We start from the raw sequence: 26,118 nt of genomic DNA, 5'->3' as shown, positions 1-26,118 counted from the left end.
AGAACACGGGATTCTACCCTTTATTTATATTTTAAAGAAAAGAGCTCACGCCATGATGGACGAAAAACTCAATTTCTCTTATCTGTTTGGTTCTAATGCGCCATACATCGAGGAGTTGTATGAAAAGTTTCTGGATAATCCGGAATCTGTCGATGAAAAATGGAAACAGTACTTTACCGATTTGAGTAAACAGCCGGGCGCAGTCGCTGTCGATGTTGCCCATACACCGATTCGTGAATCATTTGCCACTTTGGCTAAAAAGAAAATTGCCGCAGCCGTCGCAGGCGGTGTGGATGAGGCAATGATGAAAAAGCAAGTCAGCGTTTTGCGACTGATTTCTGCTTATCGTATCCAAGGCGTGGGTGCAGCCCAACTTGATCCGCTCAAACGTATTCCTCCTCAAAATATCGAAGCTCTCGATCCTAAATTCCATGGTCTGTCAGATGCCGATATGGCGCTTCAGTTCAATATGGGTGAGGGCGATTTTTCCGGTCAGAGCAAACTGCCTCTGTCCCAAATCATCAGCAACCTCAAACAAACCTACTGCGGCCATATCGCGGTAGAGTACATCTACATTCCAAATACCGAAGAGCGCCGCTGGGTTCGCAATTATTTTGAAAGCGTACTGTCTACGCCAAGCTACAACGTTGAACAGAAACGCCGTATCTTGAAAGAAATGACTGCTGCCGAAACTCTGGAACGCTACCTGCATACCAAATATGTCGGTCAAAAACGCTTTGGTGTAGAAGGCGGCGAAAGCGCTATTGCCGGTTTGAATTACCTGATTCAAAACGCTGGTAAAGACGGCGTGGAAGAAGTCATCATCGGTATGGCACACCGTGGCCGTCTGAATGTTTTGGTTAACATTTTGGGCAAAAAACCGGCTGATCTGTTTGCTGAATTTGAAGGCCGTGCCGAAATCAAATTGCCTAGTGGCGACGTGAAATACCATATGGGCTTCAGCTCCGACATCGCTACGCCACACGGCCCAATGCACGTTTCTTTGGCATTCAACCCGTCACACTTGGAAATTGTTAACCCAGTAGTGGAAGGTTCTGCGCGCGCCAAACAAAAACGTTTGGGCGAAAACGGCCGCGATAAAGTCTTGCCGGTATTGATTCACGGTGACTCCGCATTTATCGGTTTGGGTGTTAACCAAGCAACATTCAACCTGTCTAAAACACGCGGTTATACCACCGGCGGTACTGTTCACATCGTGATCAACAACCAAATCGGCTTTACGACTTCCGATACCCGCGATACTCGTTCAACCGTACACTGTACCGATATTGCGAAAATGGTTTCCGCTCCGGTTATCCATGTGAATGGCGATGATCCTGAACGCGTTTGCTTTGCCATCCAAGCCGCTTTGGATTACCGCAAAAAATTCCATAAAGACATCGTGGTCGACGTTGTCTGCTACCGTAAATGGGGCCACAACGAGGGCGATGATCCGACCCTGACCCAACCGATGATGTACAAAAAAGTATCGCAACACCCGGGTGCGCGTGCTTTGTACACCGAACAACTGATTGCCGAAGGCGTGGTAACCCAAGCTGAGGCTGACGGCTACATCCAAGCCTACCGTGATGCTTTGGACAAAGGCGAACATGTTGAACAAACAACTTTGAGCAACTTCCAACGCACACAAATCGACTGGAGCAAATACCAAGGCAAAGATTGGCGCGAAAAAATCGAAACCGGTTTGCCTGCCGCCGACATCGAGCGCCTTACCGAGAAATTTACCGCCGTACCGGAAGGCTTTGCTCTGCATCCGACTGCAAAACGTGTGATCGAAGCGCGTAAAGCCATGGCATCCGGCAAACAAGCCATCGACTGGGGTATGGCCGAAACCCTCGCATACGCAAGCCTGCTGACCAAAGGTCATGGCGTGCGTATCTCCGGTGAGGACTCCGGCCGCGGTACATTCTCACACCGTCATGCAGTATTGCACGATCAAAACCGTGAAAAATGGGACGACGGTACTTATGTTCCTTTGCGCCATATGGGCGAAGGCATGGGCGAATTCCTGGTTATCGACTCCATTTTGAACGAAGAAGCCGTGATGGCGTTCGAGTACGGCTTTGCCTGCTCAGCTCCTGACAAGCTGACCATTTGGGAAGCTCAATTCGGTGACTTCGCCAACGGCGCGCAAGTGACTATTGACCAATTCCTGTCTTCAGGCGAAACCAAATGGGGTCGCTTGTGCGGTCTGACCACCATCCTGCCGCACGGCTACGATGGTCAAGGCCCTGAGCACTCTTCTGCACGCGTAGAACGTTGGTTGCAACTGTGTTCTGAGAACAATATGCAAGTCATCATGCCGTCTGAAGCGTCGCAAATGTTCCACCTCTTGCAACGTCAAGTCTTGGGTTCATACCGCAAACCGCTGGTGATTTTCATGTCCAAACGCCTGTTGCGCTTCAAAGGTGCAATGAGCCCGCTGGAAAACTTTACCGAAGGTTCGACCTTCCGTCCGGTTATCGGCGATACTGCCGAACGCGCAAGCAACGACAGCGTGAAACGCGTGGTATTGTGTGCCGGTCAGGTTTACTATGACTTGGAAGCCGGCCGTGCCGAGCGTAAACTGGAAGATGATGTTGCTATCGTCCGCGTTGAGCAGCTGTATCCGTTCCCATACGACGAGGTTAAAGCTGAACTGGCGAAATATCCGAACGCAAAATCTGTGGTTTGGGCACAAGAAGAGCCGAAAAACCAAGGCGCGTTCTACCAAATCCGCCACCGCATCGAAGACGTTATCAGCGAAGAGCAAAAACTGTCTTATGCCGGTCGTCCAAGCAGCGCATCGCCTGCAGTGGGCTACTCAAGCAAACACATTGCTCAATTGAAACAATTGGTTGAAGACGCTTTGGCGTTGTAAACCAAGTGGCATTCCGTCTGAGGCTGCTCAGGCGGAATGCCCATATGCAGAATTAAAAACACACAACAGGCCGTCTGAAAGGGCCATTGGAGACACAAAATGATTATTGATGTAAAAGTACCTATGCTGTCTGAAAGCGTATCTGAAGGCACGCTCTTGGAATGGAAGAAAAAAGTTGGCGAAGCAGTTGCCCGTGACGAAATCCTGATCGATATCGAAACTGACAAAGTGGTTTTGGAAGTACCTTCTCCACAAGCCGGCGTATTGGTTGAAATCGTAGCGCAAGACGGTGAAACCGTTGTTGCCGACCAAGTTTTGGCACGTATCGATACAGCTGCTACTGCCGCCACCGAAGCTCCAGCCGCTGCGCCTGCCGAAGCAGCCCCCGCCGCCACAGCTCCAGCCGCCGCTCCTGCTGCTGCACAAAACAACGCCGCTATGCCTGCCGCCGCCAAACTAGCTGCCGAGACCGGTGTTGACGTGAACGCATTGCAAGGTTCCGGCCGTGACGGTCGCGTATTGAAAGAAGACGTACAAAATGCCGCTGCCAAACCTGCCGCAGCCGCTGCTCCTGCTGTTGCACTTCCTGCAGGCGCACGTCCTGAAGAACGCGTACCAATGAGCCGTCTGCGTGCTCGTGTTGCAGAACGCCTCCTGGCTTCTCAACAAGAAAACGCCATTTTGACTACATTCAACGAAGTCAACATGAAACCAATCATGGACTTGCGTGCGAAGTACAAAGATAAATTCGAGAAAGAACACGGCGTAAAACTGGGCTTTATGTCCTTCTTCGTTAAAGCCGCTGTTGCCGCCCTGAAAAAATACCCGGTTGTGAATGCTTCTGTTGACGGCAAAGACATCGTGTACCACGGCTACTTCGACATCGGTATCGCGATTGGCAGCCCACGCGGTTTGGTTGTACCAATCCTGCGTGATGCCGACCAAATGAGCATTGCCGACATCGAGCAAGCAATTGTTGATTACGCGAAAAAAGCCAAAGACGGCAAAATCGCTATCGAAGATCTGACCGGCGGTACATTCAGTATTACCAACGGCGGTACTTTCGGTTCTATGATGTCTACCCCGATCATCAACCCGCCTCAATCTGCGATTTTGGGTATGCACGCCACTAAAGAGCGCGCTGTGGTTGAAAACGGTCAAGTTGTTGTCCGTCCAATGATGTATCTGGCTCTGTCCTACGACCACCGTATTATTGACGGCCGAGAAGCTGTATTGACCTTGGTAGCCATTAAAGACGCGTTGGAAGACCCAGCTCGCCTGTTGTTGGATCTTTAATCGTTTCAGACGGCCTTTTATTTATTAATGAAAAGGCCGTCTGAATTTTTATTTAGATGTAGCGTAATGTAGTATCGTGCTACAATAGGCTCAACAAACGATTGAGGCCGTCTGAAACATTTGATTCGAATGAATCGGCAGATATGGACTTTCAGACGGCCTTTTCTTAAAACCATCAAAAGCAGTCATTCAAAATAAAAAAGAAACAAAAAGTATCGTTTTTATTTTGAGATACTGCAAAAGCAAAGGATGACACGATGTCTCAATATGATGTAGTAGTGATTGGTGCAGGCCCGGGTGGATACGTTGCCGCCATCCGTGCCGCGCAACTCGGTTTCAAAACCGCTTGCGTTGACGCAGGCGTTAACAAAGCAGGCAATGCCCCTGCATTGGGCGGTACTTGCTTGAACGTAGGTTGTATCCCTTCCAAAGCCCTGTTGCAATCCAGCGAACATTTCCACGCTGCGCAACACGATTTTGCCGAACACGGTATCACTGTCGGCGACGTAAAATTCGACGCGGCCAAAATGATTGAGCGTAAAGATGCCATCGTGACCAAACTGACCGGCGGCGTGAAATTCCTGTTCCAAAAAAACAAAGTAACCAGCCTGTTTGGTACTGCTTCTTTTGCCGGTAAAAATGGCGATGCTTACCAAATCGAAGTCGATAACAAAGGCGAGAAAACCGTTATCGAAGCCAAACACGTCATCGTAGCGACCGGTTCCGTACCGCGTCCGCTGCCACAAGTCGCTATCGACAACGTGAACGTATTGGACAACGAAGGCGCATTGAACCTGACCGAAGTACCTGCCAAACTCGGCGTGATCGGTTCCGGCGTGATTGGTTTGGAAATGGGTTCCGTATGGAACCGCGTGGGTGCAGAAGTTACCATTCTTGAAGCTGCGCCGACCTTCCTGGCTGCTGCCGACCAACAAATCGCCAAAGAAGCCTTCAAATACTTCACCAAAGAGCAAGGTCTGAGCATTGAATTGGGCGTGAAAATCGGTGACATCAAGTCTGAAGGCAAAGGCGTTTCCGTTGCTTACGAAACTGCTGCCGGCGAAGCCAAAACCGAAGTATTCGACAAACTGATCGTTGCCATCGGTCGTATTCCAAACACCAAAGGCCTGAACGCGGAAGCCGTAGGCTTGGAAAAAGACGAACGCGGCTTTATCAAAGTAGATGGCGAATGCCGTACCAATCTGCCTAACGTATGGGCAATCGGCGACGTGGTTCGCGGCCCGATGTTGGCACACAAAGCCAGCGACGAAGGCGTTGCCGTTGCCGAGCGCATTGCTGGTCAAAAACCGCATATCGACTTCAACAACGTGCCGTTCGTGATTTACACCGACCCTGAAATCGCTTGGGTGGGTAAAACCGAAGAGCAGCTCAAAGCCGAAGGCGTGGAGTACAAAAAAGGTACTTCAGGTTTCGGTGCAAACGGTCGCGCATTGGCAATGGGCAAAGCCAAAGGTACGGTTAAAGTATTGGCAGATGCCAAAACCGATCGCATCTTGGGTGTACACATGATTGGCCCGGTTGTCAGCGAATTGGTTACCGAAGGCGTGACTGCGCTCGAATTCTTCGCCAGCAGCGAAGACATCGCCCGCATTATCCATGCCCACCCAACCTTGTCCGAAGTGGTTCACGAAGCTGCATTGGCGGCTGACAAACGCGCTTTGCACGGTTGATAGACATTAAGGCCGTCTGAAACTTTTCAGACGGCCTTAAGGCCTCCGACAAATTGAATGTTTCGAGAGCTTCGTTTTCTGATTTATAATTCCATCAGACAAACAAACAGCATTTACATTCGTTATGAACAAAGAAATAGTCGGTATTTTCTTTATACCGATGGGCATCATCAGCATGTGTATGGCCGCATTGTGGCAGATGTATGTGATGATGACCGAAACTTATACGCTCAACCGTTTCAAAGATAAAGAATTGGTTTGGCGCGTGGCATTGTTGTTTATCAGTTTCAGCCTTGCCGTTTATCTGCTCTGCCCGAATTCGCGTAAAAAAGGCATCGTCTTTTTTATTCTCGGGGGAGGCGGCGCAACCATGTATCTGCTGGCGCGGATGTGGTTGCCCTTCAGTAAATAGTAGGGCCGTCTGAAAATATGGGATTGGCCGCAGGGCGATTCCTAAAACCCACTCACCTTAAGGAGAAATCCATGAATTTACACGAGTATCAGGCTAAAGAACTGCTGGCTAGCTACGGTTTGCCCGTACAAGGCGGTATTTTGGCACACAACGGCGAAGAAGCCGCTGCAGCTTACGACAAATTGGGCGGCAAATTCGCTGTTGTCAAAGCACAAGTACACGCCGGCGGCCGCGGTAAAGCGGGCGGCGTAAAAGTCGTTAAAAGCCGCGAAGAAGCTAAAGAAGTGGCTGAAAGCCTGATTGGCACCAACTTGGTAACTTACCAAACCGATGCTAACGGCCAACCTGTCAACAGCGTTTTGGTTTGTGAAGACATGTATCCTGTTCAAACCGAGCTGTACTTGGGCGCAGTGGTTGACCGTTCTACCCGCCGCGTTACATTCATGGCTTCTACCGAAGGTGGCGTGGAAATTGAAAAAGTTGCTGCCGAAACTCCAGAAAAAATCTTCAAAGTAACCGTTGATCCGCTGGTCGGCCTGCAACCTTGCCAAGCTCGCGAAGTTGCCTTCCAACTGGGCTTGAAAGACAAACAAATCAACGAGTTCGTCAAACTGATGACCGGCGCGTACAAAGCGTTTATCGAAAACGACTTCGCCCTGTTTGAAGTAAACCCATTGGCAGTTCGCGAAAACGGTGCGCTGGCTTGCGTGGACGGCAAAATCGGTATCGACAGCAACGCGCTTTACCGCCTGCCAAAAATCGCTGAATTGCGCGACAAATCTCAAGAAAACGAACGTGAGCTGAAAGCTTCTGAATTCGACCTGAACTATGTTGCTCTGGAAGGCAACATCGGCTGTATGGTTAACGGTGCCGGTTTGGCGATGGCCACTATGGACATCATCAAACTCAAAGGCGGCCAACCTGCCAACTTTTTGGACGTTGGTGGCGGCGCAACCAAAGACCGCGTGGTTGAAGCGTTCAAACTGATTTTGGAAGACAAATCCGTTAAAGGCGTATTGATCAACATCTTCGGCGGTATCGTACGTTGCGACATGATTGCGGAAGCCATCGTGGCAGCCGTTAAAGAAATCAACGTCAACGTTCCTGTCGTTGTTCGTTTGGAAGGTAACAACGCCGAACTCGGCGCGAAAATCCTGAACGAATCAGGTCTGAAACTGACTTCTGCAGACGGCCTGAATGACGCAGCCGAAAAAATTGTTGCAGCCGTAAACGCCTAAGGAGAAAAGAATGAGCGTATTGATTAATAAAGACACCAAAGTATTGGTTCAAGGTTTCACCGGTAAAAACGGTACTTTCCACTCCGAACAAGCTCTGGCTTACGGCACTAAAGTTGTCGGCGGCGTTACCCCAGGCAAAGGCGGTCAAACCCATTTGGATCTGCCTGTATTCAACACCATGAAAGAAGCCGTTAAAGAAACCGGCGCTGACGCATCTGTAATTTACGTTCCAGCTCCGTTTGTTTTGGATTCTATCGTTGAAGCCGTTGATTCAGGCGTAGGCTTGGTCGTTGTGATTACCGAAGGCGTGCCTACTCTGGACATGCTCAAAGCTAAACGTTACTTGGAAACCAACGGCAACGGTACTCGCTTGGTCGGCCCTAACTGCCCGGGCGTGATTACTCCGGGTGAGTGCAAAATCGGTATTATGCCGGGCCACATCCACCAACCTGGCCGCATCGGTATTATTTCCCGTTCCGGTACGTTGACTTACGAAGCCGTGGCACAAACAACCAAACTGGGCTTGGGTCAATCAACCTGTATCGGTATCGGCGGCGACCCGATTCCTGGTATGAACCAAATCGACGCACTGAAACTCTTTCAAGAAGACCCAGATACCGATGCCATCATCATGATCGGTGAAATCGGCGGTACTGCGGAAGAAGAAGCAGCCGAATACATCCAATCCAACGTAACCAAACCTGTTGTCGGTTACATCGCTGGTGTTACCGCTCCTAAAGGCAAACGTATGGGCCACGCCGGTGCGATTATTTCCGGTGGTAAAGGTACTGCCGAAGAAAAATTCGCCGCTTTCGAAAAAGCCGGTATCGCTTACACCCGCAGCCCTGCCGAGTTGGGCACTACCATGCTGGAAGTGTTGAAAGCAAAAGGTTTGGCATAAGACTTAAGTCTTTAAGCTGAATGGAAAAGGCCGTCTGAAGTTTTCAGACGGCCTTTTTTAAATTTCATTCGTTTTTTTTCAGAATAAGGACTTAATTTTATTTAAATTAACGTTTATTTGGAAATAAATGGTTATAATGTTATTAACAGATGAATAATCTGTAACCATATCAATCTATAGGAGAGTATGTATTATGAAAAAACATAATTTTGAAAAACGTCGTGATGCTTTGTTGGAAGATATCCGAGAAGTAATGGATGATGTGGACGAACTGTACCGCAATGGTGTTGAAGCCGGTTCGGAAGAAGGTAGTAAAATTCGCGCTAAATTGGAAGCAAAATTGGCAGAAGCCAAAGAGCGTTTTAGCAGCTTCGAAGAAGAGATTAGCGAACGATTTAAAGATGGTAAAGAGCTTTTTTCCGATTTAGAATCAGATGCTGGGGCGTGCTTGAAACGCGGTGCCAAACAAGCTGATGAAGTGGTGCATGAAAAACCATATTATGCGATGGGTTTTGCCGCATTGGCCGGTTTGGTTGTCGGTGTGTTGTTGAACCGCCGTTAATGTGAATATGTTAAGGCCGTCTGAACAGGCGTGTACATGAAATCATGGATTTCATTGCGCTGTGCAGACGGCCTTAGCCTTATTTTTCCTGGAAAAAAGGATAATCGAGATGGGAATTCGCCAGCGTTTTGAACATGGCAAGGCTTTGTTGAATCAGGGCGCGGATTTGCTGCTGCTGCGTTTGCAGATATTGAGCTTGGATTTGACGCGTCAGGCGGAGAATGTGTTCCGGTTGGCGATCTGGCTGGTGTTGTCCGGCGCGCTGTTGATGGTGGGCTTGGTTGGTTTGCTGTTCGGCTTGAACCGCGTGCTGTCGGATGTGGCCGCTTTGTGGGTGTTTTTCGGCATTTTCTTTGTAAGCCTGCTGATTATTGCCGTATTGTTCCGCAAAGTATCGGCAGATTATCGGGAGCAGGGCAGTCGTGTGGCTGAAACCTTGCAGGATATTCGATCGGATATTGCGTATTTGCGCGGTGAGATAGACAAGGATACGGACGATGAAGCGACAGGAGTATGAAGAAGAGCGTGAGCTGCTGCTTTTAGAGGCTAAGCTGGTGCGGCTGCGGATTGAAGCGGAAAATTTGAAACTGCGTAAAGCGGAAGAAAGCAAAACACGACAGGGCAATCAGTTGATTAAGCTCGCAGATGTGGCGTATCAGTTGAGCCAAACGCGTTTGCTGTCTCAACGCTCTTTGTTCTCTACATCACGCCGTCGGCATTGGATTTGGCTGGTATTGGCGGTCATACTGGGCTTGTCGAGATAATCGAGGGCGGAGGTTTGGTCTAAATGATATTTGCAGCGTATTGTTGGCTCGTGTGAGCCGCTGGTTGAGGACGCTGCGTCATTGTGTTGCCGAAACTGAAACTTTATCTATATTGAGTATTTTTTACAAAAGACACCGGCCGTCTGAACATTTCAGACGGCCTCAATATTTGGAGTTTCAGATATAATGGTGGCAATTTTGAAATTATTAAATGAAGGATAAGTGATGAACCGTTTGTATCCCCACCCGATTATCGCCCGTGAGGGCTGGCCGATTATCGGCGGCGGTTTGGCTTTGAGCCTGCTGGTGTCGATGTGCTGCGGCTGGTGGTCTTTGCCGTTTTGGGTGTTTACCGTATTTGCCCTGCAGTTTTTCCGCGACCCTGCGCGTGAGATTCCGCTAAATCCTGAAGCGGTGTTGAGCCCAGTTGACGGCCGTATCGTGGTGGTCGAGCGCGCACGCGATCCGTATCGTGATGTCGATGCTTTGAAAATCAGTATTTTTATGAACGTGTTCAACGTGCATTCGCAAAAATCGCCTGCCGATTGTACGGTAACGAAAGTGGTCTATAACAAAGGCAAATTCGTGAATGCGGATTTGGATAAGGCCAGCACGGAAAATGAACGTAATGCGGTTTTGGCGACTACGGCTTCAGGTCGTGAAATTACTTTTGTTCAAGTGGCCGGTTTGGTGGCGCGCCGTATTTTGTGCTACACCCAAGCAGGTGCGAAACTGTCTCGCGGCGAACGCTATGGCTTTATCCGTTTTGGCTCGCGCGTGGATATGTATCTGCCTGTCGATGCTCAGGCGCAAGTGGCGATTGGTGATAAAGTTACCGGCGTCAGCACTGTATTGGCGCGTTTGCCGCTGACTGCGCCGCAAACTGAATCTGAGCCTAAAGCCGCAGCTCCACAAGCTGCACCAGCTTCACAAGCGGCTCCGGCTGAAACAGTGGCAAACCTATCTACCGAACAACAGCAAATCGAAGCAGCGGCGGCTAAGATTCAAGCGGCTGTGCAAGATGTGTTGAAAGATTAATTGCCGGTTTTGAATGATTGGTTAAAACAAGAAAAAGGTTTTCAGACGGCCGTCTGAAAACCTTTTTTGTTTGCCTGTCCGATTTTAAAACTTCACGTTTACACCGCCGGTAAAGCTGCGACCCATTTGCGGCGTATCAGAGAGGAAGCTGCTGTGGGCGTAAACGGATTGGTTGAGCAGGTTGTCGGCTTTGACGTACCAATTCCACTCGCCATAGCGCGTATTGCGGCGGTAGTTTGCACCGAGGTTGAGCATATGGTGTCCGGGCGTGCGCGTTTCGTAGCGGGCGAGTTTGTTTTGGGCGAACACGCGGTAGTAGTCCAAGTTGGCATCGATGCGGTCGGTCAGCGAGGCTTTCAGGTGGACGCCAAAGCGCGCAGCCGGAACACGAGGGGCGTTTTGGTCGTCCTGTGCGATGAAAGGACGGTTGCCGTAGGCATCTTCCCTGCCGGGCAGGGACGGTAGGTTTTTCAGACGGCCTCGTACATAGTCGCCGGAAATGCCGATGCGGTAGCGCGGTGTCGGTTTGAAGTAGATTTCGCCTTCTGCGCCGTAGAAGTCGGCGCCGGATTGGTTGTAGCGCACGAGCTTTATTTCGCTGTCGTCTTCGATGGATTTGGGGCCGCGTCCGTCGTTGAGGGTTTGGGCGTAGATGTAGTTGCCGAAGCGGTTGCGGTAGAGTGCCAGATTGTATTGCCAGCGGTCGCCTTCATAGCCCAACGCGAGTTCGATGTTGTTGGAACGCTCTTTGTTGAGGTGTTTGTTGCCGACTTCAAAGGTGTTGGTGGCGACGTGTTTGCCGTGTGCGTACAGCTCTTGCGTTGACGGCAGGCGTTCCTGATGGGAGGCGGTCAGGCTGAGTTTGTGTTGGGGCGAGAAATACCAGTTGCCGGAAAGCGCGAACGAGCGGGCGGTTTGGTGGTGCGCGCCGAGGTCGGGCAAGGGTTGGTTGTAGTAGTTTTCCCGATCAATCAATGCTTTGTCGTACTGGATGGAGGCTTTTTGTTTTTCCACGCGTACGCCGCCTTCAAGTGTGAAGTTGTCCCAGTTTGCCTGTTCTACGCCGAAAAAGCTGTAATGGCGCACATTGTTGTCAATCAACATCGGTTGTTGGACGGTTTCGGGAATGGCGGAAAGCGCGCTGGATTTTTGTCCCAAATATTGCACGCCCCAGCTGCCTTTCAGACGGCCTATGGGTTGGTGGCGCAACTCGATACGGGCGTTGTGTGTTTTGTTGTTGAAGAAGTTTTCTACTGCATCGCCTGCTTTTTCGTCGTGGTGGTAGTCATTGCGGTTCAGATGTACGCGCAGGGCTTCAAAACCAGGAAGCGGCTGCTTCCATTCGGCGCGGAGTTCGTAGCGTTTGTTGCGCAGGTCTATCCACGGTTTGCCGTTGTGGGCATGGGCGTGTGCATCATCGTCGTCGTGAAAGCCGCAGCTCAAACCCGGATTGTCGTAATCGACGTCTTCTTCTGTCAAGAGGTGCGGATAAAGCTGCAAATAGCGTTTGTTAATCAAACTTTTCTGCCAGATGATGTCGGCGTGGCAGTCGTCGTAGAGATGGCTGTGGGCAGGCAGGCCGTAGCGGTCGCGACGGTCGCTGTACGCCACGCCGAGGAAACCTTTATCCCCAACCCAAGACAGGCCGATGCTGCCTGTTTTTGAATCGGCATGGCTGTCGGGCAGTCGTTTCAGACGGCCTTCTTCTTTTTGATAGCGCGGTACGGCGTAATCGCCTGATTTGCGGTACAAGCCTTCAGTATGCAGCACGAAGTTGTTGCCCAAGCCGATATTGATGCCTGCGGATGTCAGTTTTTCCAAATTGCCGCTGCTCAAACGTAATCCGGCTTCGCCCGATACGCCGTTTTCAGGCATTTTTTCGGGGATTTTGCCATCGGCAACATCGACCAAACCGGCCACATTGCCCGAGCTGTACAAGAGCGTAACCGGGCCGCGCAGGATTTCAACCTGTTGCGACAAGGCGCTGTCCACCATCAAGGCATGGTCGGGCGAGAAGTCCGCCATGTCGCCCGTTTCGCCATGATGGTTTAACACTTTAATTCGTCTGCCTGTTTGACCGCGAATAACGGGAGCGGACGCGCCGCCGCCGTATTGCGAGGCATGAATGCCCGGTACGCCGTCTAAAGCATCGCCTAAGTTGACGGCTTTTTGGCGCAAGGTATCGCCGGAGATGATTTTGTCGGAGGCGGTCGAAGTGTGCAACAGCCCCGACGTAGCGCGCGGACGGCTTTTACCGACGACGGTAACCTCGTCCAAGTCAACTGACTGCTCAGTTTCATGCGCTTGGGAGAGGATGGGGGTGCTGATTAAAAGAATAGATAAAACAATGGGCTTGAGTGTGGTTTGTGTCATTTTAGTTTCTCATCATATTTCGAAAGGCTGTTATTATATAACATTGCATCATTTATATGATAAGATTTTTGAGAAAAAAAGGCCGTCTGAAAACGAAGCGTGGTTTTCAGACGGCCTTTAGCTTGTATGTAGGTTTAAATGAAAACGGAACAATCTCTCTGCTGCCTGGTTTGGGTAAAGCAGAAAGTCATGGCAGATGGTTTGCTTTCATTGAAAGCATTACTTGGTTTCGGCGGCTTTAGCGCCAGCGGTCTCTGCAATCAGATCAAGGAAGACTAACGGCTTTCTGCCGATATTTTTCAACGCGTGGGACTGGCCGGGGCGGGCGATGGTAATGTCGCCGGCGCCGACTTCGGTTTGTTTGCCTTCGCTGTCGGTAAACAGGCCTTTGCCGGATACGATGATGTAAACGTCTTCATTGCCGGTATGTTTGTGTTGGCCGATGGAAGCGCCCGGCGGTAATGTGAGCCAACCGATTTCTTTGAATGCGTCTTGGTCGGCGGTTTGATGGCGCGTGAAGGCAAAGCTGCCGAGCAGAGGGCCTTGGCCTCCGGCAGCGTTTTCGCGGTTCCATTCTGCTAAGTCGGCTTTTTTGTACACTTGGATGCTGCGGTCGGTGGGGTGGTTTGTTCGGCAGCTTGAGCACTTATGGATGTGCCGAGCAGAAGGGCGACAGATAATGCGGCAAATAGTGGTTTCATGGTGGTTCTCCGTTTGTCAGGTTGAGTCAGATAATGCCGATTCCGTTTTCAGACGGCCTGCGGGGTTGAAATGTGTAACCCCGCAGGCTTCCCCCAAGATTTATTTCACATTGCGCAGATAGTTCAACAATAAAGGAACAGGGCGGCCGGTCGCGCCTTTTTCACCGCCGGATTTCCATGCGGTACCTGCGATGTCGAGGTGTGCCCATGAATAGTCTTCGGTAAAGTAAGACAGGAATGTTGCGGCGGTAATCGTGCCTGCACCCGGCGTGCCGATGTTTGGAATGTCGGCAAAGTTGGATTTGAGTTGGTCTTTGTAAGTCTTAAAGAGCGGCAGTTGCCATGCTTTGTCGTCCACGTTGCGGGAAGCGGCCAGCAGGCTGTCGACCAAATCTTGATTGTTGCCCATCACGCCGCTGACGTCATGACCCAAGGCGATGATGCACGCGCCGGTCAGGGTAGCGACGTCGATGACGGCTTGGGGTTTGAATTGTTCGGCGTAAGTTAAAGCGTCACACAAAATCAGACGGCCTTCGGCATCGGTGTTCAACACTTCGATGGTCAAGCCTTTCATGCTTTTTACGACATCCCCCGGTTTGTTGGCCACGCCGGAAGGCATGTTTTCACAAGTGGCGACGATGGCAATCAGGTTGATCGGCAGTTGCAGTTTGACGGCGGCGCAGAATGTGCTGATGACGGTTGCCGCGCCGCACATGTCGAACTTCATTTCGTCCATGTTTAGGCCGGGTTTGAGGGAAATGCCGCCGGTGTCGAAGGTAATGCCTTTGCCGACCAATACCACAGGCGCGGCTTCTTTGTCGGCTGCACCGAAATAGCTCAGTTCGACCAAATATGGGTCTTCGACGCTGCCTTTGGCGACAGACCAGAACGAACCCATGTTTTCTTTGATGTAGTCTTTTTCAATGATTTTAGCGTGTGCGCCCAGTTTTTCGGCTTCGGCTTTGGCGGTACGCGCGAGGAATTCAGGCGTGCATTCGTTTGGTGCGGCATTGCCCAAGTCGCGGCAGAGGCTTTGTCCGTAAACTTGCGCTTCGGCAACGCGCAGGGCTTCTTTGACGGCGGCTTCGTGTGCGCTGTGGAACACGGCTTCTGCAAATTTGGCCGGTTTGGCTTCTTTTTTGTAGCGGTCGAAACGGTAGGCGGCATTGCCGAACGCAATTGCAAACGCTTCGGCAACGGCGGCGGCTTGCGCTTCTTCAAAGGCGTGAACGTCCACATTGACCGTTTCTTGATTTTGCGCCCATTTGGCGGCTTCGGCTGCGGCTTTGTTCAATGCGGCGCGGTCGGTTTTTTCGAGGCGGACGACGGCAATGGCTTGCAAACCGTTGTCCGTCGGGATTTTGGTGTCGGCGAAATTTTGACCTTCTTCAAGGGAAGCGAAGAGGGCGAGGGCAGTCGGGTTGCTCAGTTGCGATGCGTCGGCGCAGACAAATAATTGCGCACCTGCCTGTTGAGCCTGCAAAGTTTCGGCTTTTGTGCTAAATTTCACGTTTATTCTCCTGATTGGAACGGTTGTCGGTTGTTCAGACGGCCTGTTGACCAGCCGTCCGAACAGATGAAAATCATTGTACTCCATTTGTGTCATGCCGTCTGAAGCCTTATTAATAAATATAGGTTTCCCATAAACCGTATACCACGCTCAATCTTATGATTTACCAAAGAAACTTTATTAAAGAACTTTCCTTTACCGCCGTCGGCATCTTTGTCGTCCTCTTGGCAGTATTGGTGTCGACGCAGGCTATCAACCTGCTTGGCCGCGCAGCCGACGGGCGTGTCGCCATCGATGCCGTGTTGGCCTTGGTCGGCTTTTGGGTAATCGGCATGACCCCGCTTTTGCTGGTGTTGACCGCATTTATCAGTACGTTGACCGTATTGACCCGCTATTGGCGCGACAGCGAGATGTCGGTTTGGCTCTCTTGCGGATTGGCATTGAAACAATGGATACGCCCGGTCATGCAGTTTGCCGTGCCGTTTGCCATTTTGATTGCCGTCATGCAGCTTTGGGTAATGCCGTGGGCAGAGTTGCGCAGCCGCGAATATGCCGAAATCTTGAAGCAGAAGCAGGAATTGTCTTTGGTGGAAGCCGGCGAGTTTAATAGCTTGGGCAAGCGCAACGGCAGGGTTTATTTTGTCGAAACCTTCGATACCGAATCCGGCATCATGAAAAACCTGTTCCTGCGCGAGCAGGACAAAAACGGTAACGACAACATCGTTTTTGCCAAAGAGGGCAATTTTTCGCTGACCGACAACAAACGCACGCTTGAATTGCGCGACGGCTACCGTTATAGCGGTACGCCCGGCAAAGCCGATTACAACCGCGTTTCTTTCCAACACCTCAGCCTGATTATCAGCACCACGCCCAAACTTATCGACCCTGTTTCACACCGCCGTACCATTCCGACTGCTCAACTGATTGGCAGCAGCAATCCCCAACACCAGGCGGAATTGATGTGGCGTATTTCCTTGACCGTCAGTGTTTTGTTGCTGTGCCTGCTTGCTGTGCCGCTTTCCTATTTCAATCCGCGCAGCGGCCATACCTACAATATCCTGATTGCCATCGGTTTGTTTTTGGTTTACCAAAACGGGCTGACCTTCCTGCGCAACGCCGTGGAAGACGGCAAAATCCATTTCTGGCTCGGGCTGCTGCCTATGCACATCATCATGTTTGTGATTGCCGTCGTCCTGCTGCGCGTGCGCAGTATGCCCAGCCAACCCTTCTGGCAGGCGGTTGCCAAAAGTCTGACATTGAAAGGCGGAAAATGAACCTGATTTCACGTTACATCATCCGTCAAATGGCGGTTATGGCGGTTTACGCCCTCCTTGCCTTCCTCGCTTTGTACAGCTTTTTTGAAATCATCAACGAAGTCGGCGATCTTGGAAAAGGCAGCTATAACGGCGCAAAATTGGGGCAGTATGTTTTAATGCAGATGCCTGCGCGCGCATATGAACTGATGCCGTTAGCCGTTTTGATCGGCGGCCTGATTTCCCTCAGCCAACTGGCTTCCGGCAGCGAGCTGACCGTTATCAAAGCCAGCGGCATGAGTACCAAAAAGCTGCTGTTGATTCTGTCGCAGTTCGGTTTGATTTTCGCCATTGCCACCGTCGCACTTGGCGAATGGGTTGCTCCCACTCTGAGCCAAAAAGCCGAAAACATCAAAGCTGCGGCCATTAACGGCAAAATCAGCACCGGCAATACCGGCCTTTGGTTGAAAGAAAAAAACAGCATTATCAACGTGCGCGAAATGTTGCCCGACCATACGCTTTTGGGCATCAAAATTTGGCAGCGCAACGATAAAAACGAACTGATCCAAGCGGCAGAAGCCGAATCCGCTGTTTTGAATCCAGACGGTAGCTGGCAGCTGAAAAATATCCGCCGCAGCATATTGGGCGAAGATAAAGTCGAGGTTTCTACTGCCGCCGAAGAAAACTGGCCGATTTCCGTCAAACGCAACCTGATGGATGTATTGCTCGTCAAGCCCGACCAAATGTCTGTCGGCGAATTGACTACCTACATCGACCATCTGGAAAAAAACAACCAAAATACCCAAGTCTATGCCATCGCATGGTGGCGCAAGCTGGTGTATCCCGTTGCCGCATGGGTGATGGCGCTTGTTGCCTTCGCCTTTACCCCGCAAACCACGCGCCACGGCAATATGGGCTTGAAACTTTTCGGCGGTATCTGTCTCGGTTTGCTGTTTCACTTTGCCGGACGGCTCTTCGGCTTTACCAGCCAGTTGTACGGCGTGCCGCCGTTTTTGGCAGGCGCATTGCCGACGGTTTTGTTTGCACTGTTGGCGGTGTATCTGATACGCCGTCAGGAAAAAAGATAAGGCAAAATAAACTTCAGGCCGTTTGAAAGGCAATCTTCAGACGGCCTGAGTATTTTGTGTGCAAAAAACAAAATGCTAAAGTAAAATAATACCTTTCCAAACCAATGCGGCTATTGAAAATGTCCCAAACCATCTGCTTGAATATGATTGTCAAAAACGAAGCGGCAATCATCGAAGAAACACTGGCCAACATCACCGACCACATCAAACTTGACTACTATGTCATCAGCGACACCGGCTCGACCGATGATACCGCCGGCGTGATCCGCCGCTTTTTCGATGCAAAGGGCATCGCAGGCGAGATTCATCATGATGGTTGGCAAAATTTTGCATACAACCGCAATCAAGCGTTGAAACACGCAAAAGACAAAACCGATTACGTGTTGATTTTTGATGCGGACGACCGCTTTGAAGGCAAATTGGAATTGCCCGAGCTGACCGCCGACCGCTACCGCCTCCGCATGAGAAATGCCATGGGCAGCGTGGTTTATTATCGTCCGCTGTTGTTACGCAATGACGGCACATTCTACTGGCGCGGCGTGTTGCACGAATTTATTGAAACCGACAAACAAGATACCAGCGAAGCCACGCTTCATGGCGACTATACGGTTCTCAGCGGTCGTTTCGGCGCACGCAGCAATATGGCGAACAAATACCTGCTTGACGCCGTTTCTTTGGAAAAAGCGTTTTACAGCCCTGAAGACGAAGACCTGAAACCGCGTTACGCCTTTTATGCGGCACGCTCTTATTGGGATTCTGATATGCCCGAGCGTGCAAGCGAATGGTTTAAAAAACGCATCGAGTTGGGCGGTTGGATAGAGGAAGTGACGGTTTCTTACCAACAGCTGGGCGAGTGCTACAAATTAATGGGCAAACGCGATGAAGCCTTGGCGACTTGGTTGGCAGGCTACGATTACAATCCGCGCCGTGCCGAGTGTCTCTACCTTGCGCAAACCATGCTGCGTCAGGAAGGAAAATACCGCATTTCCCATGCAATCGGCCTGATGGCGAAACGCATTCCGTTCCCAACAGACGATATTCTTTTTGTCCAAAGCAATGTTTATCAGTTGGACATCGACTATGAATTGTCGGTTACCGCCTATGCGGCCGGCGATTTGCGTCAAGGCTATGAGTCTTGCCGACACTTGCTCTTGCTGGATGTACGCGAGGAATTGACCACTGTGACCATGCAAAATATGTGGCTCTACCGCGAACACGCGCAAACCGAAACGCGCGAAGTATTGGAGCAGCTGGTGGCCGTCATGCAGCCTTATGCCGTGCAAGGCGGACGTTTGGCAGAAGTGGCCGAATATTTCGCCGATATTTTGAAAAACCGTTAATCAGCACTTTGACCCAGCCGTCAGGCCGTCTGAAAGGAAATTCTTTGAGCAAGCGCAATCTGTTTTCCGTCGATAAATCTTTGGAAAAGCCCGAACGCGTCCTCTTGGTCGGCGTGATGCTGACGGCGGACTATTCCGGCGCAAACGAAACGCGCGAACGCGGCTTTCAGACGGCTTTGACCGAAGCGGCAGAATTGGTGGGCGCGGCCGGCGGCGATTTGGTTTCTATCGAAACTTCACGCCGCGATAAACCGCATCCGGCTTTGTTTGTCGGTACGGGCAAGGCGGAAGAGTTGGCGGCAGTGGTTAAGCAGCATGATGTCGGGCTGGTCGTGTTCAACCACGAACTCACGCCGACACAAGAGCGTAATCTGGAAAAAGAGCTTCAATGCCGCGTCCTCGACAGAGTGGGTTTAATTTTGGCGATTTTTGCCGAACGCGCCCAGTCGCAGGAAGGTAAGTTGCAGGTGGAGCTGGCTCAGTTGAATCACTTGAGCGGACGGCTGGTGCGCGGTTATGGGCATTTGCAAAGTCAGAAGGGTGGTATCGGCTTGAAAGGGCCGGGTGAAACCCAGTTGGAAACCGACCGCCGTTTAATCGGACAGAAAATCACGGCATTGAAAAAACAGCTTGCCGATGTCCGCAAGCAACGCGCCACACGCCGCAAATCGCGCATGAGCGGCCGTCTGAAAACCTTTGCCATTGTCGGCTATACCAATGCCGGAAAATCCAGCCTGTTCAACCGCTTGACCAAAGCGGACGTATTGGCGAAAGACCAGTTGTTCGCCACTTTGGATACTACTGCGCGACGGCTTTTCCTGTCGCATGAGGCAAGCGTGATTTTGACCGATACCGTCGGCTTTGTCCGCGATTTGCCGCACAAGCTGGTATCGGCGTTTTCCGCTACCTTGGAAGAGACGACGATGGCGGATGTGCTACTGCACGTCGTTGATGCCTCCAATCCCGATTTTGAACGGCAGATGGACGATGTCAACGAAGTCTTGGAAGAAATCGGCGCACATGAAATTCCGCAATTGGTGGTGTACAACAAAATCGATTTGCTGCCGTCGGGTATGCGTGAAGCAGGCATTTTGCGCGACAATTCCGGGCATGCCGTCGGCGTGAATGTTTCCGTTGCTGAAAGTTTGGGTTTGGACGGTTTGCGCGAAGCGATGATTGAATTGGCCGTACAGCCAAGTGCTTGATGGTATGGAATGAAACAAGGCCGTCTGAATGTTCAGACGGCCTTACCGTAAAATTCTAAATCCGAGGATTATGCCGACAGAGGGCTTTTCTTTTTGAACACGTTTTCGTAAAGCATCCAAGCGGCGAGGCTCAGGTATACGGTGCTGGACAAAATGCCGATAACGGCGAAGATAGGCATAAGGCGATCAATCATGGTGAGGTTTCCCAATAAGTTAGTTTTATAAGTAAATGTGTGTTTTTTGATTTCCGTCTTCGCGGAATGCCTAAAGTATGCTGCTTAAATGGATTGAGGTCAACAAAGAATGTATCGGGATTTTTAAAAAAGTTCCATTTTTACATTAAAATAATCGGAAGTTTTTAAAGATAAACGGTATTTATATGTTACCGTTCATCGTTTGATGAACGGGCAATACTTTGTTTTCCATATTTTTTACAAAATCCGACAGCCTGTTAATTCAAAATTGAATGAAAAGAGGCGGAAAAACGCTTTTTGCTAAAATGTAACACCCAGGGACGGTTGTTTCAGGCCGTCTGAAAAATAAATCGAACACATGATGACATCTCCCACACATCCCAAAAAAAACTGTTTCCATTGCGGGCTTGAAGTCCCCGAGCATCTGCATCTGACGGTTCGTTTTGAAGACGAAGAACACGAAACCTGCTGCGCAGGCTGCCAAGCAGTGGCGCAGAGTATTATTGATGCCGGTTTGGGCAATTATTACAAACAGCGTACTGCCGACGCGGAAAAATCCGAATTGCCGCCGCCGGAAGTATTGTCGCAATTAAAGCTGTACGATTTGCCCGAAGTACAGGCGGACTTTGTCGAGGTAGGCGTTGGGGATGAACGCGAGGCGGTGTTGATGCTGGGTGGCATTACCTGCGCCGCGTGTGTGTGGCTGATTGAGCAGCAGTTGTTGCGCATGAAGGGCGTGGTGCGTGTGGATTTGAATTACAGCACCCACCGCTGCCGCGTGGTGTGGGACAGCGCCCACATCGAATTGTCGGACATTTTGCTTAAAATCCGCCAAACCGGTTATACCGCTGCGCCTTATGATGCGCAAAAAATCGAAGCGCAGGCGCAGAAAGAGCGCAAGCAGTTTATCGTCAGATTGGCCGTGGCCGGTCTGGGCATGATGCAGACGATGATGTTTGCCCTGCCGACTTATTTTTACGGTGGCGACATCGAGCCGCTTTATTTGGAAATCCTGCATTGGGGCGGCTTTTTGATGGTGTTGCCCGTTGTGTTTTACAGCGCGTTGCCGTTTTACCGCGGCGCATGGCGCGACTGGAAAAACCGCCGTGTCGGCATGGATACGCCGATTGCCATTGCCATTGTGATGACCTTTATCGCGGGTATTTACAGCCTGATCACCAACGCAGGGCAGGGCATGTATTTCGAATCCATCGCCATGCTGCTGTTTTTCCTGTTGGGCGGGCGTTTTATGGAACAGATTGCCCGACGCAAAGCAGGCGATGCGGCGGAGCGGTTGGTCAAGCTGGTTCCGGCATTTTGCCACCGTTTGCCGTCTTATCCGGAAAGCGAAGCCATTGAGGAAGCCGCAGTCGTCCGCCTCAATATCGGTGATACGATTGTTGTGAAACCTGGCGAAGTCATTCCGGTGGACGGTACGGTTTTGTCCGGCGAGAGCGAAGTTAACGAAGCCATGTTGACCGGGGAAAGCCTGCCCATTGTGAAAAGGCCGTCTGAAAAAGTAACCGCCGGCACGCTTAACACCAGCAGCCCTTTAATCATCCGCACCGACCATACCGGCGGCAACACGCGCCTGTCCCATATCGTCAAACTGCTCGACCGCGCGCTGGCGCAAAAACCGCGTGCCGCCGAGTTGGCCGAAAAATACGCGTCCAGTTTCGTGTTTGGCGAGCTCTTGCTTGCTATTCCCGTTTTTATCGGCTGGGCTTGGTATGCCGACGCGCACACCGCCTTGTGGATTACCGTCGCCCTGCTGGTCATTACCTGCCCGTGCGCCTTATCGCTTGCCACACCGACCGCGCTGGCCGCTTCGACCGGTGCGCTTGCCAAAGACGGCATTCTCATCAGCGGCAAACAAAGCCTGGAAACCCTCGCCCAAATTGACGACGTCGTGTTCGATAAAACCGGTACGCTGACCAAAGGGCAGCTTTCCGTCAGCCGGATGTTGAGTGCAGGCCGTCTGAACGAAGCCCAAGCCCTTGCCATTGCCCAAGCATTGGAGCAGCAATCGGAACACCCCATCGCCCGTGCCATTTTGAACCATATGCTTTCAGACGGCCCTGTATCCGCGCTTGATGTGAAAGTGCAGCAACGGGTCAACCGTATCGGACACGGTGTCAGCGCGCAAATTGAATTGGATGGCGAAACCCAAGTGTGGGCTTTGGGCAAAGCGGCGTTTGTTTCGGAAATTGCCGGGAATCTGCCCGAAGCCTTTACCCATATCGACCACACGGGCGGCATTATTTTCTTGGGCAATCAAAGCGGTTTTCAGACGGCCTTTTTGCTGGAAGACCAAATCAAAGACAGCGCCGCTGAAATGCTGCAAAACCTGAAGCAACACGGCATCCGTCTGCACCTTTTAAGCGGCGACCGACAGGCTGCCGTCGCCCAAGTCGCGCAAGAGCTGGGCTTGGATGCCTATCGTGCCGAAGCCACGCCGGAAGACAAGCTGGCTTATGTAGAAAGTCTGCAAAAACAAGGACGTAAAGTCATGATGATCGGCGACGGGATCAACGACGTCCCCGTCCTTGCCCAAGCCGACGTGTCGGCCGCTGTGGCCACGAGTGCCGATGTGGCGCGCGACGGTGCCGATGTGGTTTTGCTCAATGATGATTTGAACGTTTTGCCCGTGATGATGGAACAGGCACGCCGCACCCATCAAATCATCCGCCAAAACCTGACTTGGGCGAGCGCATACAATCTGGTTGCCGTTCCGCTGGCCGTATTTGGTTACGTGACCCCGTGGATCGCCGCGCTCGGCATGAGTTTCAGCTCGCTGCTGGTGTTGGGCAATGCCTTGAGATTGTTGAAAACCAAAAAGGCCGTCTGAAAACGGCAAATTTATTGCCTAAACGAAAGAATACGCCATGCCTAAAGCCACTTTTTATACACACGTCGCCCGACCGGCCGCCTTTGCCTGTCGCTTGATTTCGCGCGCCATACGCGATGGCGGGCAGATTTTGGTGTGGTCGGATTCTGCCGCGGCAGTACAGCAACTCGACATTGATTTGTGGCAGCAGATTCCCGAAAGCTTTATTCCGCATGAAATCTGGCTGTCTACCGACCCCATGCCGTCTGAAACGCCGGTATTGCTTGCGTTTGGAAACGCATTGCCGAATATTTCGCAAGATTGCACGGTTTTGAACCTGTCTGCTGATTTCTGGAGTCAAGCCCCGGCCATTCCAAACCGTATCCTTGAAATTGTGGGCAACAGCTTGGAAGATTTGGCCGAAGCCCGAGACCGTTTCCGAGCTTATCGTCAGAGTGGATTCGAGATTGAGCATTTTTCTAGAGAAGGGAAGGATTGAGTGTTGGAGATATTCAAGGCCGTCTGAATATAAACAAAGGGACATTTTGATGATGTCCCTTTCTGCTATTTATTGGAAACAATAGGGCTTATTGGGAATATTTCTTGCCTAAGGCTGTGGCAGCCTTTTCTACTTCTTGATTGGCTGCACGCAGGGTTTCTTGCAATTTTTGAGATTTTTCTTGGAAATCTTTGGCAAATTTGACTGCATCTTTATCTTTGCCGTCGATAGTCAGCTCAGAAGAATACTTGCCTGCATAAATCATCAGGTTGTTGGCAGCACTGCTGACTTGCAGTGTACGATCCATAACTGCTTTGATTTCAGGATCTTTGATATCGAGGGCAGTTGCGCTCTGATGGAATTGCTCCAGAGCGTCAGTCAGTTTTTTCATCTGATCTAAAGTCTCGGCTTCTTTACCTTGTCTGGCCAGTTGTTGTAATTCTTGCCCCATCTTACCGATGTTTTGAGCTTCTTCACTGGTGGTGAAGTGAATAAATCTTTGCAATTCGGCAAGACCTTCTGGAGATTTTTTATCGGAAATAACAATAGGTTCAGCCAGTTTAGGATCTGCTTCCGGGAATTCACTCAAAGCTTTTTCGTATTTATTGGCCGGGCTAGATTCGCTTTGAGCGACTTGTTCGGCTGGTTTGTCGCTGCTGCCTTTATTGCCGGAGTCGCCGCAGGCTGCCAGCAGGGAAGCGGTCAAGATTAGCATACCGAATTTGTTTAATACGTTCATATTAGGATTCCTTCTTAAGTTAAGAGAAAATTGGGGGAAATTTGTTTTTATTGATGAGCGTAGATAATTGTTTGTACTTTTGTTCTATTTTATTACAGATTTGTTTATTTTTCTCAAATTAGGTTAAGTGGTATGTTTTTGGAATTAAACGGCGAAGGTGGATGGTTGTAAAATATTGAACATATAATGAAATTAACAAGGGTAATAATAAGCAAGGCTACACTGTTTTGAGCTAAAGTAGATTTTTTTATTAAGATATTGTTGATTTATGTAATGGAAATAAAAAAGGCCGTCTGAAACAATAAAGTTTCAGACGGCCTTTTTGACTGGTTGAAATTAGTTGCCTAAGTCGAATGCTTTATGCAGAACGCGGGTAGCCAGTTCCATGTATTTTTCGTCAATCAGGACGGATACTTTGATTTCGGAAGTTGAAATCATTTGGATGTTGATGCCTTCTTCTGCGAGGGTGCGGAAGATTTTGGCGGCCACGCCGACGTGTGAACGCATGCCCAAGCCGACTGCGGAGACTTTGCATACGGTGTCGTCGCCGTCGATGTAGGCGGCGCCGATGCTGTCTTGGCGTTGTTGCAGGAGTTCGATGGTTTGTTTGTAGTCTCCGCGTGGAACGGTGAAGGAGAAGTCGGTTGTGCCTTCGCTGCCGACATTTTGGATGATCATGTCGACTTCGATGTTGGCATCGGCAACTGCGCCGAGGATTTGGTAGGCAACGCCGGGTTTGTCAGGTACGCCGCGTACGTTGATGCGGGCTTGGTTTTTGTCGAATGCGATACCGGTTACGGCTGCTCTTTCCATGTTGTCGTCCTCTTCAAAGGTAATCAGGGTGCCGTTGCCGCCATCTTGCAGGCTGCTGAGTACGCGCAGGCGCACTTTGTATTTTCCGGCGAATTCTACGGAGCGGATTTGTAAAACTTTTGAGCCGAGGCTGGCCAATTCGATCATTTCTTCAAAAGTGATCGTGTCCATACGGCGCGCTTCGGGTACGACGCGCGGGTCGGTCGTGTAAACGCCGTCTACGTCGGTATAAATTTGGCATTCGTCAGCTTTGAGGGCTGCGGCGATGGCAACGGCGGAGGTGTCGGAACCGCCACGACCGAGGGTTGAGATATTGCCTTCGCTGCTGATGCCTTGGAAACCGGCTACGATAACGACTTTACCGGCGGCCAAATCGGCACGCATTCTTTCGTCGTCGATGTTTTCGATGCGGGCTTTGGTGTGGGAAGTGTCGGTTTGGAGGGCGACTTGCCAGCCGGTGTAGCTTTTGGCGTCAACGCCAATGTCTTTCAGGGCCATGGCCAGCAGGCCGATGGTTACTTGTTCGCCGGTGGCAAGGACGACGTCCAGCTCGCGCGGATCGGGATGTTCTTGCATTTCGTGCGCCAGGGCGACCAGTCGGTTGGTTTCGCCGCTCATGGCGGATACGACGACTACGATGTCGTGTCCTTCGGCGCGGGCTTTGGCGACACGTTTGGCTACGTTTTTGATGCGTTCGGGCGAGCCTACTGATGTGCCGCCGTATTTATGTACGATTAACGCCATGTTTCGTGCTTTCTTGTGGGGGTTGTCGGGCAGCTTGGTTTGCTGGAAA

Annotated in this window: 21 protein-coding genes and 1 pseudogene; 16 read left to right on the top strand and 6 right to left on the bottom strand. The window is 50.8% G+C overall.

Annotated features, from left to right (window positions below; all coding sequences use genetic code 11):
• The first annotated feature begins 52 nt into the window (after positions 1-52).
• The 10 genes from KCG54_RS08615 (at position 53) to KCG54_RS08570 (ending at position 10,783) form a co-directional block, all read left to right on the top strand.
• On the top strand, positions 53-2,881 hold the full coding sequence (locus KCG54_RS08615) for a 2-oxoglutarate dehydrogenase E1 component (RefSeq protein WP_254323938.1): 2,829 nt from the start codon (positions 53-55) through the stop codon (positions 2,879-2,881).
• A gap of 99 nt (positions 2,882-2,980) precedes the next feature.
• Positions 2,981-4,177, top strand: a complete 1,197-nt coding sequence (gene odhB / locus KCG54_RS08610) for a 2-oxoglutarate dehydrogenase complex dihydrolipoyllysine-residue succinyltransferase (protein WP_254323937.1) — start codon at positions 2,981-2,983, stop codon at positions 4,175-4,177.
• Between the two features lie 257 nt (positions 4,178-4,434).
• Complete coding sequence (lpdA, locus tag KCG54_RS08605; protein ID WP_002217382.1) at positions 4,435-5,868, top strand: dihydrolipoyl dehydrogenase; 1,434 nt, start codon at positions 4,435-4,437, stop codon at positions 5,866-5,868.
• A gap of 124 nt (positions 5,869-5,992) precedes the next feature.
• Positions 5,993-6,280: a hypothetical protein gene (locus tag KCG54_RS08600; protein ID WP_004519272.1), complete on the top strand. Its 288-nt coding sequence runs from the start codon at positions 5,993-5,995 to the stop codon at positions 6,278-6,280.
• 71 nt (positions 6,281-6,351) lie between these two features.
• Positions 6,352-7,518 (top strand): ADP-forming succinate--CoA ligase subunit beta, encoded by a 1,167-nt coding sequence (gene sucC / locus KCG54_RS08595; protein ID WP_003675098.1) that lies wholly within the window; start codon positions 6,352-6,354, stop codon positions 7,516-7,518.
• A gap of 10 nt (positions 7,519-7,528) precedes the next feature.
• Entirely contained in the window at positions 7,529-8,419 is an 891-nt protein-coding gene (gene sucD / locus KCG54_RS08590; RefSeq protein WP_070734676.1) for a succinate--CoA ligase subunit alpha, read from the top strand.
• Positions 8,420-8,612: 193 nt separating this feature from the next.
• The gene (locus tag KCG54_RS08585; protein WP_063068023.1) at positions 8,613-8,981 is read left to right on the top strand and encodes a DUF883 family protein; all 369 of its coding nucleotides are present in this window, start codon (positions 8,613-8,615) and stop codon (positions 8,979-8,981) included.
• A gap of 109 nt (positions 8,982-9,090) precedes the next feature.
• Positions 9,091-9,498 carry a phage holin family protein gene (locus KCG54_RS08580; protein WP_254323936.1) on the top strand — a complete coding sequence of 136 codons (408 nt, stop codon included), beginning with the start codon at positions 9,091-9,093 and terminating at the stop codon, positions 9,496-9,498.
• Complete coding sequence (locus KCG54_RS08575) at positions 9,479-9,745, top strand: hypothetical protein (RefSeq protein ID WP_070608048.1); 267 nt, start codon at positions 9,479-9,481, stop codon at positions 9,743-9,745. Before KCG54_RS08580 ends, KCG54_RS08575 begins: the two co-directional genes overlap by 20 nt.
• A gap of 225 nt (positions 9,746-9,970) precedes the next feature.
• On the top strand, positions 9,971-10,783 hold the full coding sequence (locus KCG54_RS08570; RefSeq protein WP_049352724.1) for a phosphatidylserine decarboxylase: 813 nt from the start codon (positions 9,971-9,973) through the stop codon (positions 10,781-10,783).
• A gap of 84 nt (positions 10,784-10,867) precedes the next feature.
• Here the strand turns inward: KCG54_RS08570 and znuD are convergent, their stop codons facing one another.
• From znuD to KCG54_RS08555, 3 genes and pseudogenes are all read right to left on the bottom strand, one after another.
• Positions 10,868-13,156, bottom strand: coding sequence for a TonB-dependent zinc receptor ZnuD (gene znuD, locus KCG54_RS08565; protein ID WP_254323935.1), 2,289 nt, complete (start codon positions 13,154-13,156; stop codon positions 10,868-10,870).
• Between the two features lie 219 nt (positions 13,157-13,375).
• A pseudogene (locus KCG54_RS08560) lies at positions 13,376-13,857 on the bottom strand (cupin domain-containing protein).
• A gap of 100 nt (positions 13,858-13,957) precedes the next feature.
• Positions 13,958-15,367 carry a leucyl aminopeptidase gene (locus KCG54_RS08555; RefSeq protein WP_254323934.1) on the bottom strand — a complete coding sequence of 470 codons (1,410 nt, stop codon included), beginning with the start codon at positions 15,365-15,367 and terminating at the stop codon, positions 13,958-13,960.
• A gap of 158 nt (positions 15,368-15,525) precedes the next feature.
• Between KCG54_RS08555 and lptF the strand changes: the two genes are divergently transcribed.
• From lptF to hflX, 4 genes are all read left to right on the top strand, one after another.
• Positions 15,526-16,641: an LPS export ABC transporter permease LptF gene (lptF, locus tag KCG54_RS08550; RefSeq protein WP_004519285.1), complete on the top strand. Its 1,116-nt coding sequence runs from the start codon at positions 15,526-15,528 to the stop codon at positions 16,639-16,641.
• Entirely contained in the window at positions 16,638-17,708 is a 1,071-nt protein-coding gene (gene lptG, locus KCG54_RS08545; protein ID WP_063075941.1) for an LPS export ABC transporter permease LptG, read from the top strand. Before lptF ends, lptG begins: the two co-directional genes overlap by 4 nt.
• Positions 17,709-17,827: 119 nt before the next feature.
• Positions 17,828-19,048 (top strand): glycosyltransferase, encoded by a 1,221-nt coding sequence (locus KCG54_RS08540; protein ID WP_254323933.1) that lies wholly within the window; start codon positions 17,828-17,830, stop codon positions 19,046-19,048.
• 44 nt (positions 19,049-19,092) lie between these two features.
• A complete protein-coding gene (hflX, locus tag KCG54_RS08535) occupies positions 19,093-20,253 on the top strand; it encodes a GTPase HflX (protein WP_254323932.1) in 1,161 nt (386 codons plus the stop codon).
• Between the two features lie 68 nt (positions 20,254-20,321).
• Here the strand turns inward: hflX and KCG54_RS11985 are convergent, their stop codons facing one another.
• Entirely contained in the window at positions 20,322-20,447 is a 126-nt protein-coding gene (locus KCG54_RS11985; RefSeq protein WP_263340872.1) for a hypothetical protein, read from the bottom strand.
• A 361-nt stretch (positions 20,448-20,808) separates the two neighbouring features.
• Between KCG54_RS11985 and KCG54_RS08530 the strand changes: the two genes are divergently transcribed.
• Both KCG54_RS08530 and KCG54_RS08525 read left to right on the top strand, forming a co-directional pair.
• Entirely contained in the window at positions 20,809-23,295 is a 2,487-nt protein-coding gene (locus KCG54_RS08530) for a heavy metal translocating P-type ATPase (protein ID WP_254325013.1), read from the top strand.
• 37 nt (positions 23,296-23,332) lie between these two features.
• Positions 23,333-23,773 carry a DNA polymerase III subunit chi gene (locus KCG54_RS08525; RefSeq protein WP_219089491.1) on the top strand — a complete coding sequence of 147 codons (441 nt, stop codon included), beginning with the start codon at positions 23,333-23,335 and terminating at the stop codon, positions 23,771-23,773.
• Between the two features lie 88 nt (positions 23,774-23,861).
• Here the strand turns inward: KCG54_RS08525 and KCG54_RS08520 are convergent, their stop codons facing one another.
• Both KCG54_RS08520 and KCG54_RS08515 read right to left on the bottom strand, forming a co-directional pair.
• Positions 23,862-24,512: a hypothetical protein gene (locus KCG54_RS08520; protein ID WP_254323931.1), complete on the bottom strand. Its 651-nt coding sequence runs from the start codon at positions 24,510-24,512 to the stop codon at positions 23,862-23,864.
• Positions 24,513-24,848: 336 nt separating this feature from the next.
• Positions 24,849-26,069, bottom strand: coding sequence for an aspartate kinase (locus KCG54_RS08515; RefSeq protein ID WP_004519299.1), 1,221 nt, complete (start codon positions 26,067-26,069; stop codon positions 24,849-24,851).
• Positions 26,070-26,118 lie beyond the last annotated feature (49 nt).

The sequence above is a fragment of the Neisseria subflava genome (genome assembly GCF_024205705.1).
GTDB classification, from domain to species: Bacteria; Pseudomonadota; Gammaproteobacteria; order Burkholderiales; family Neisseriaceae; genus Neisseria; species Neisseria subflava_D.
This window is presented reverse-complemented; position numbering and strand designations above follow the sequence as displayed.

Excerpts from the sequence above, each read along its gene's own strand:
- KCG54_RS08615 (WP_254323938.1), top strand. The coding sequence starts at position 53 with ATGATGGACGAAAAACTCAATTTCTCTTATCTGTTTGGTTCTAATGCG.
- odhB (WP_254323937.1), top strand. The coding sequence starts at position 2,981 with ATGATTATTGATGTAAAAGTACCTATGCTGTCTGAAAGCGTATCTGAA.
- lpdA (WP_002217382.1), top strand. The coding sequence starts at position 4,435 with ATGTCTCAATATGATGTAGTAGTGATTGGTGCAGGCCCGGGTGGATAC.
- KCG54_RS08600 (WP_004519272.1), top strand. The coding sequence starts at position 5,993 with ATGAACAAAGAAATAGTCGGTATTTTCTTTATACCGATGGGCATCATC.
- sucC (WP_003675098.1), top strand. The coding sequence starts at position 6,352 with ATGAATTTACACGAGTATCAGGCTAAAGAACTGCTGGCTAGCTACGGT.
- sucD (WP_070734676.1), top strand. The coding sequence starts at position 7,529 with ATGAGCGTATTGATTAATAAAGACACCAAAGTATTGGTTCAAGGTTTC.
- KCG54_RS08585 (WP_063068023.1), top strand. The coding sequence starts at position 8,613 with ATGAAAAAACATAATTTTGAAAAACGTCGTGATGCTTTGTTGGAAGAT.
- KCG54_RS08580 (WP_254323936.1), top strand. The coding sequence starts at position 9,091 with ATGGGAATTCGCCAGCGTTTTGAACATGGCAAGGCTTTGTTGAATCAG.
- KCG54_RS08575 (WP_070608048.1), top strand. The coding sequence starts at position 9,479 with ATGAAGCGACAGGAGTATGAAGAAGAGCGTGAGCTGCTGCTTTTAGAG.
- KCG54_RS08570 (WP_049352724.1), top strand. The coding sequence starts at position 9,971 with ATGAACCGTTTGTATCCCCACCCGATTATCGCCCGTGAGGGCTGGCCG.
- znuD (WP_254323935.1), bottom strand. The coding sequence starts at position 13,156 with ATGACACAAACCACACTCAAGCCCATTGTTTTATCTATTCTTTTAATC.
- lptF (WP_004519285.1), top strand. The coding sequence starts at position 15,526 with ATGATTTACCAAAGAAACTTTATTAAAGAACTTTCCTTTACCGCCGTC.
- lptG (WP_063075941.1), top strand. The coding sequence starts at position 16,638 with ATGAACCTGATTTCACGTTACATCATCCGTCAAATGGCGGTTATGGCG.
- KCG54_RS08540 (WP_254323933.1), top strand. The coding sequence starts at position 17,828 with ATGTCCCAAACCATCTGCTTGAATATGATTGTCAAAAACGAAGCGGCA.
- KCG54_RS11985 (WP_263340872.1), bottom strand. The coding sequence starts at position 20,447 with ATGATTGATCGCCTTATGCCTATCTTCGCCGTTATCGGCATTTTGTCC.
- KCG54_RS08530 (WP_254325013.1), top strand. The coding sequence starts at position 20,809 with ATGACATCTCCCACACATCCCAAAAAAAACTGTTTCCATTGCGGGCTT.
- KCG54_RS08525 (WP_219089491.1), top strand. The coding sequence starts at position 23,333 with ATGCCTAAAGCCACTTTTTATACACACGTCGCCCGACCGGCCGCCTTT.
- KCG54_RS08520 (WP_254323931.1), bottom strand. The coding sequence starts at position 24,512 with ATGAACGTATTAAACAAATTCGGTATGCTAATCTTGACCGCTTCCCTG.
- KCG54_RS08515 (WP_004519299.1), bottom strand. The coding sequence starts at position 26,069 with ATGGCGTTAATCGTACATAAATACGGCGGCACATCAGTAGGCTCGCCC.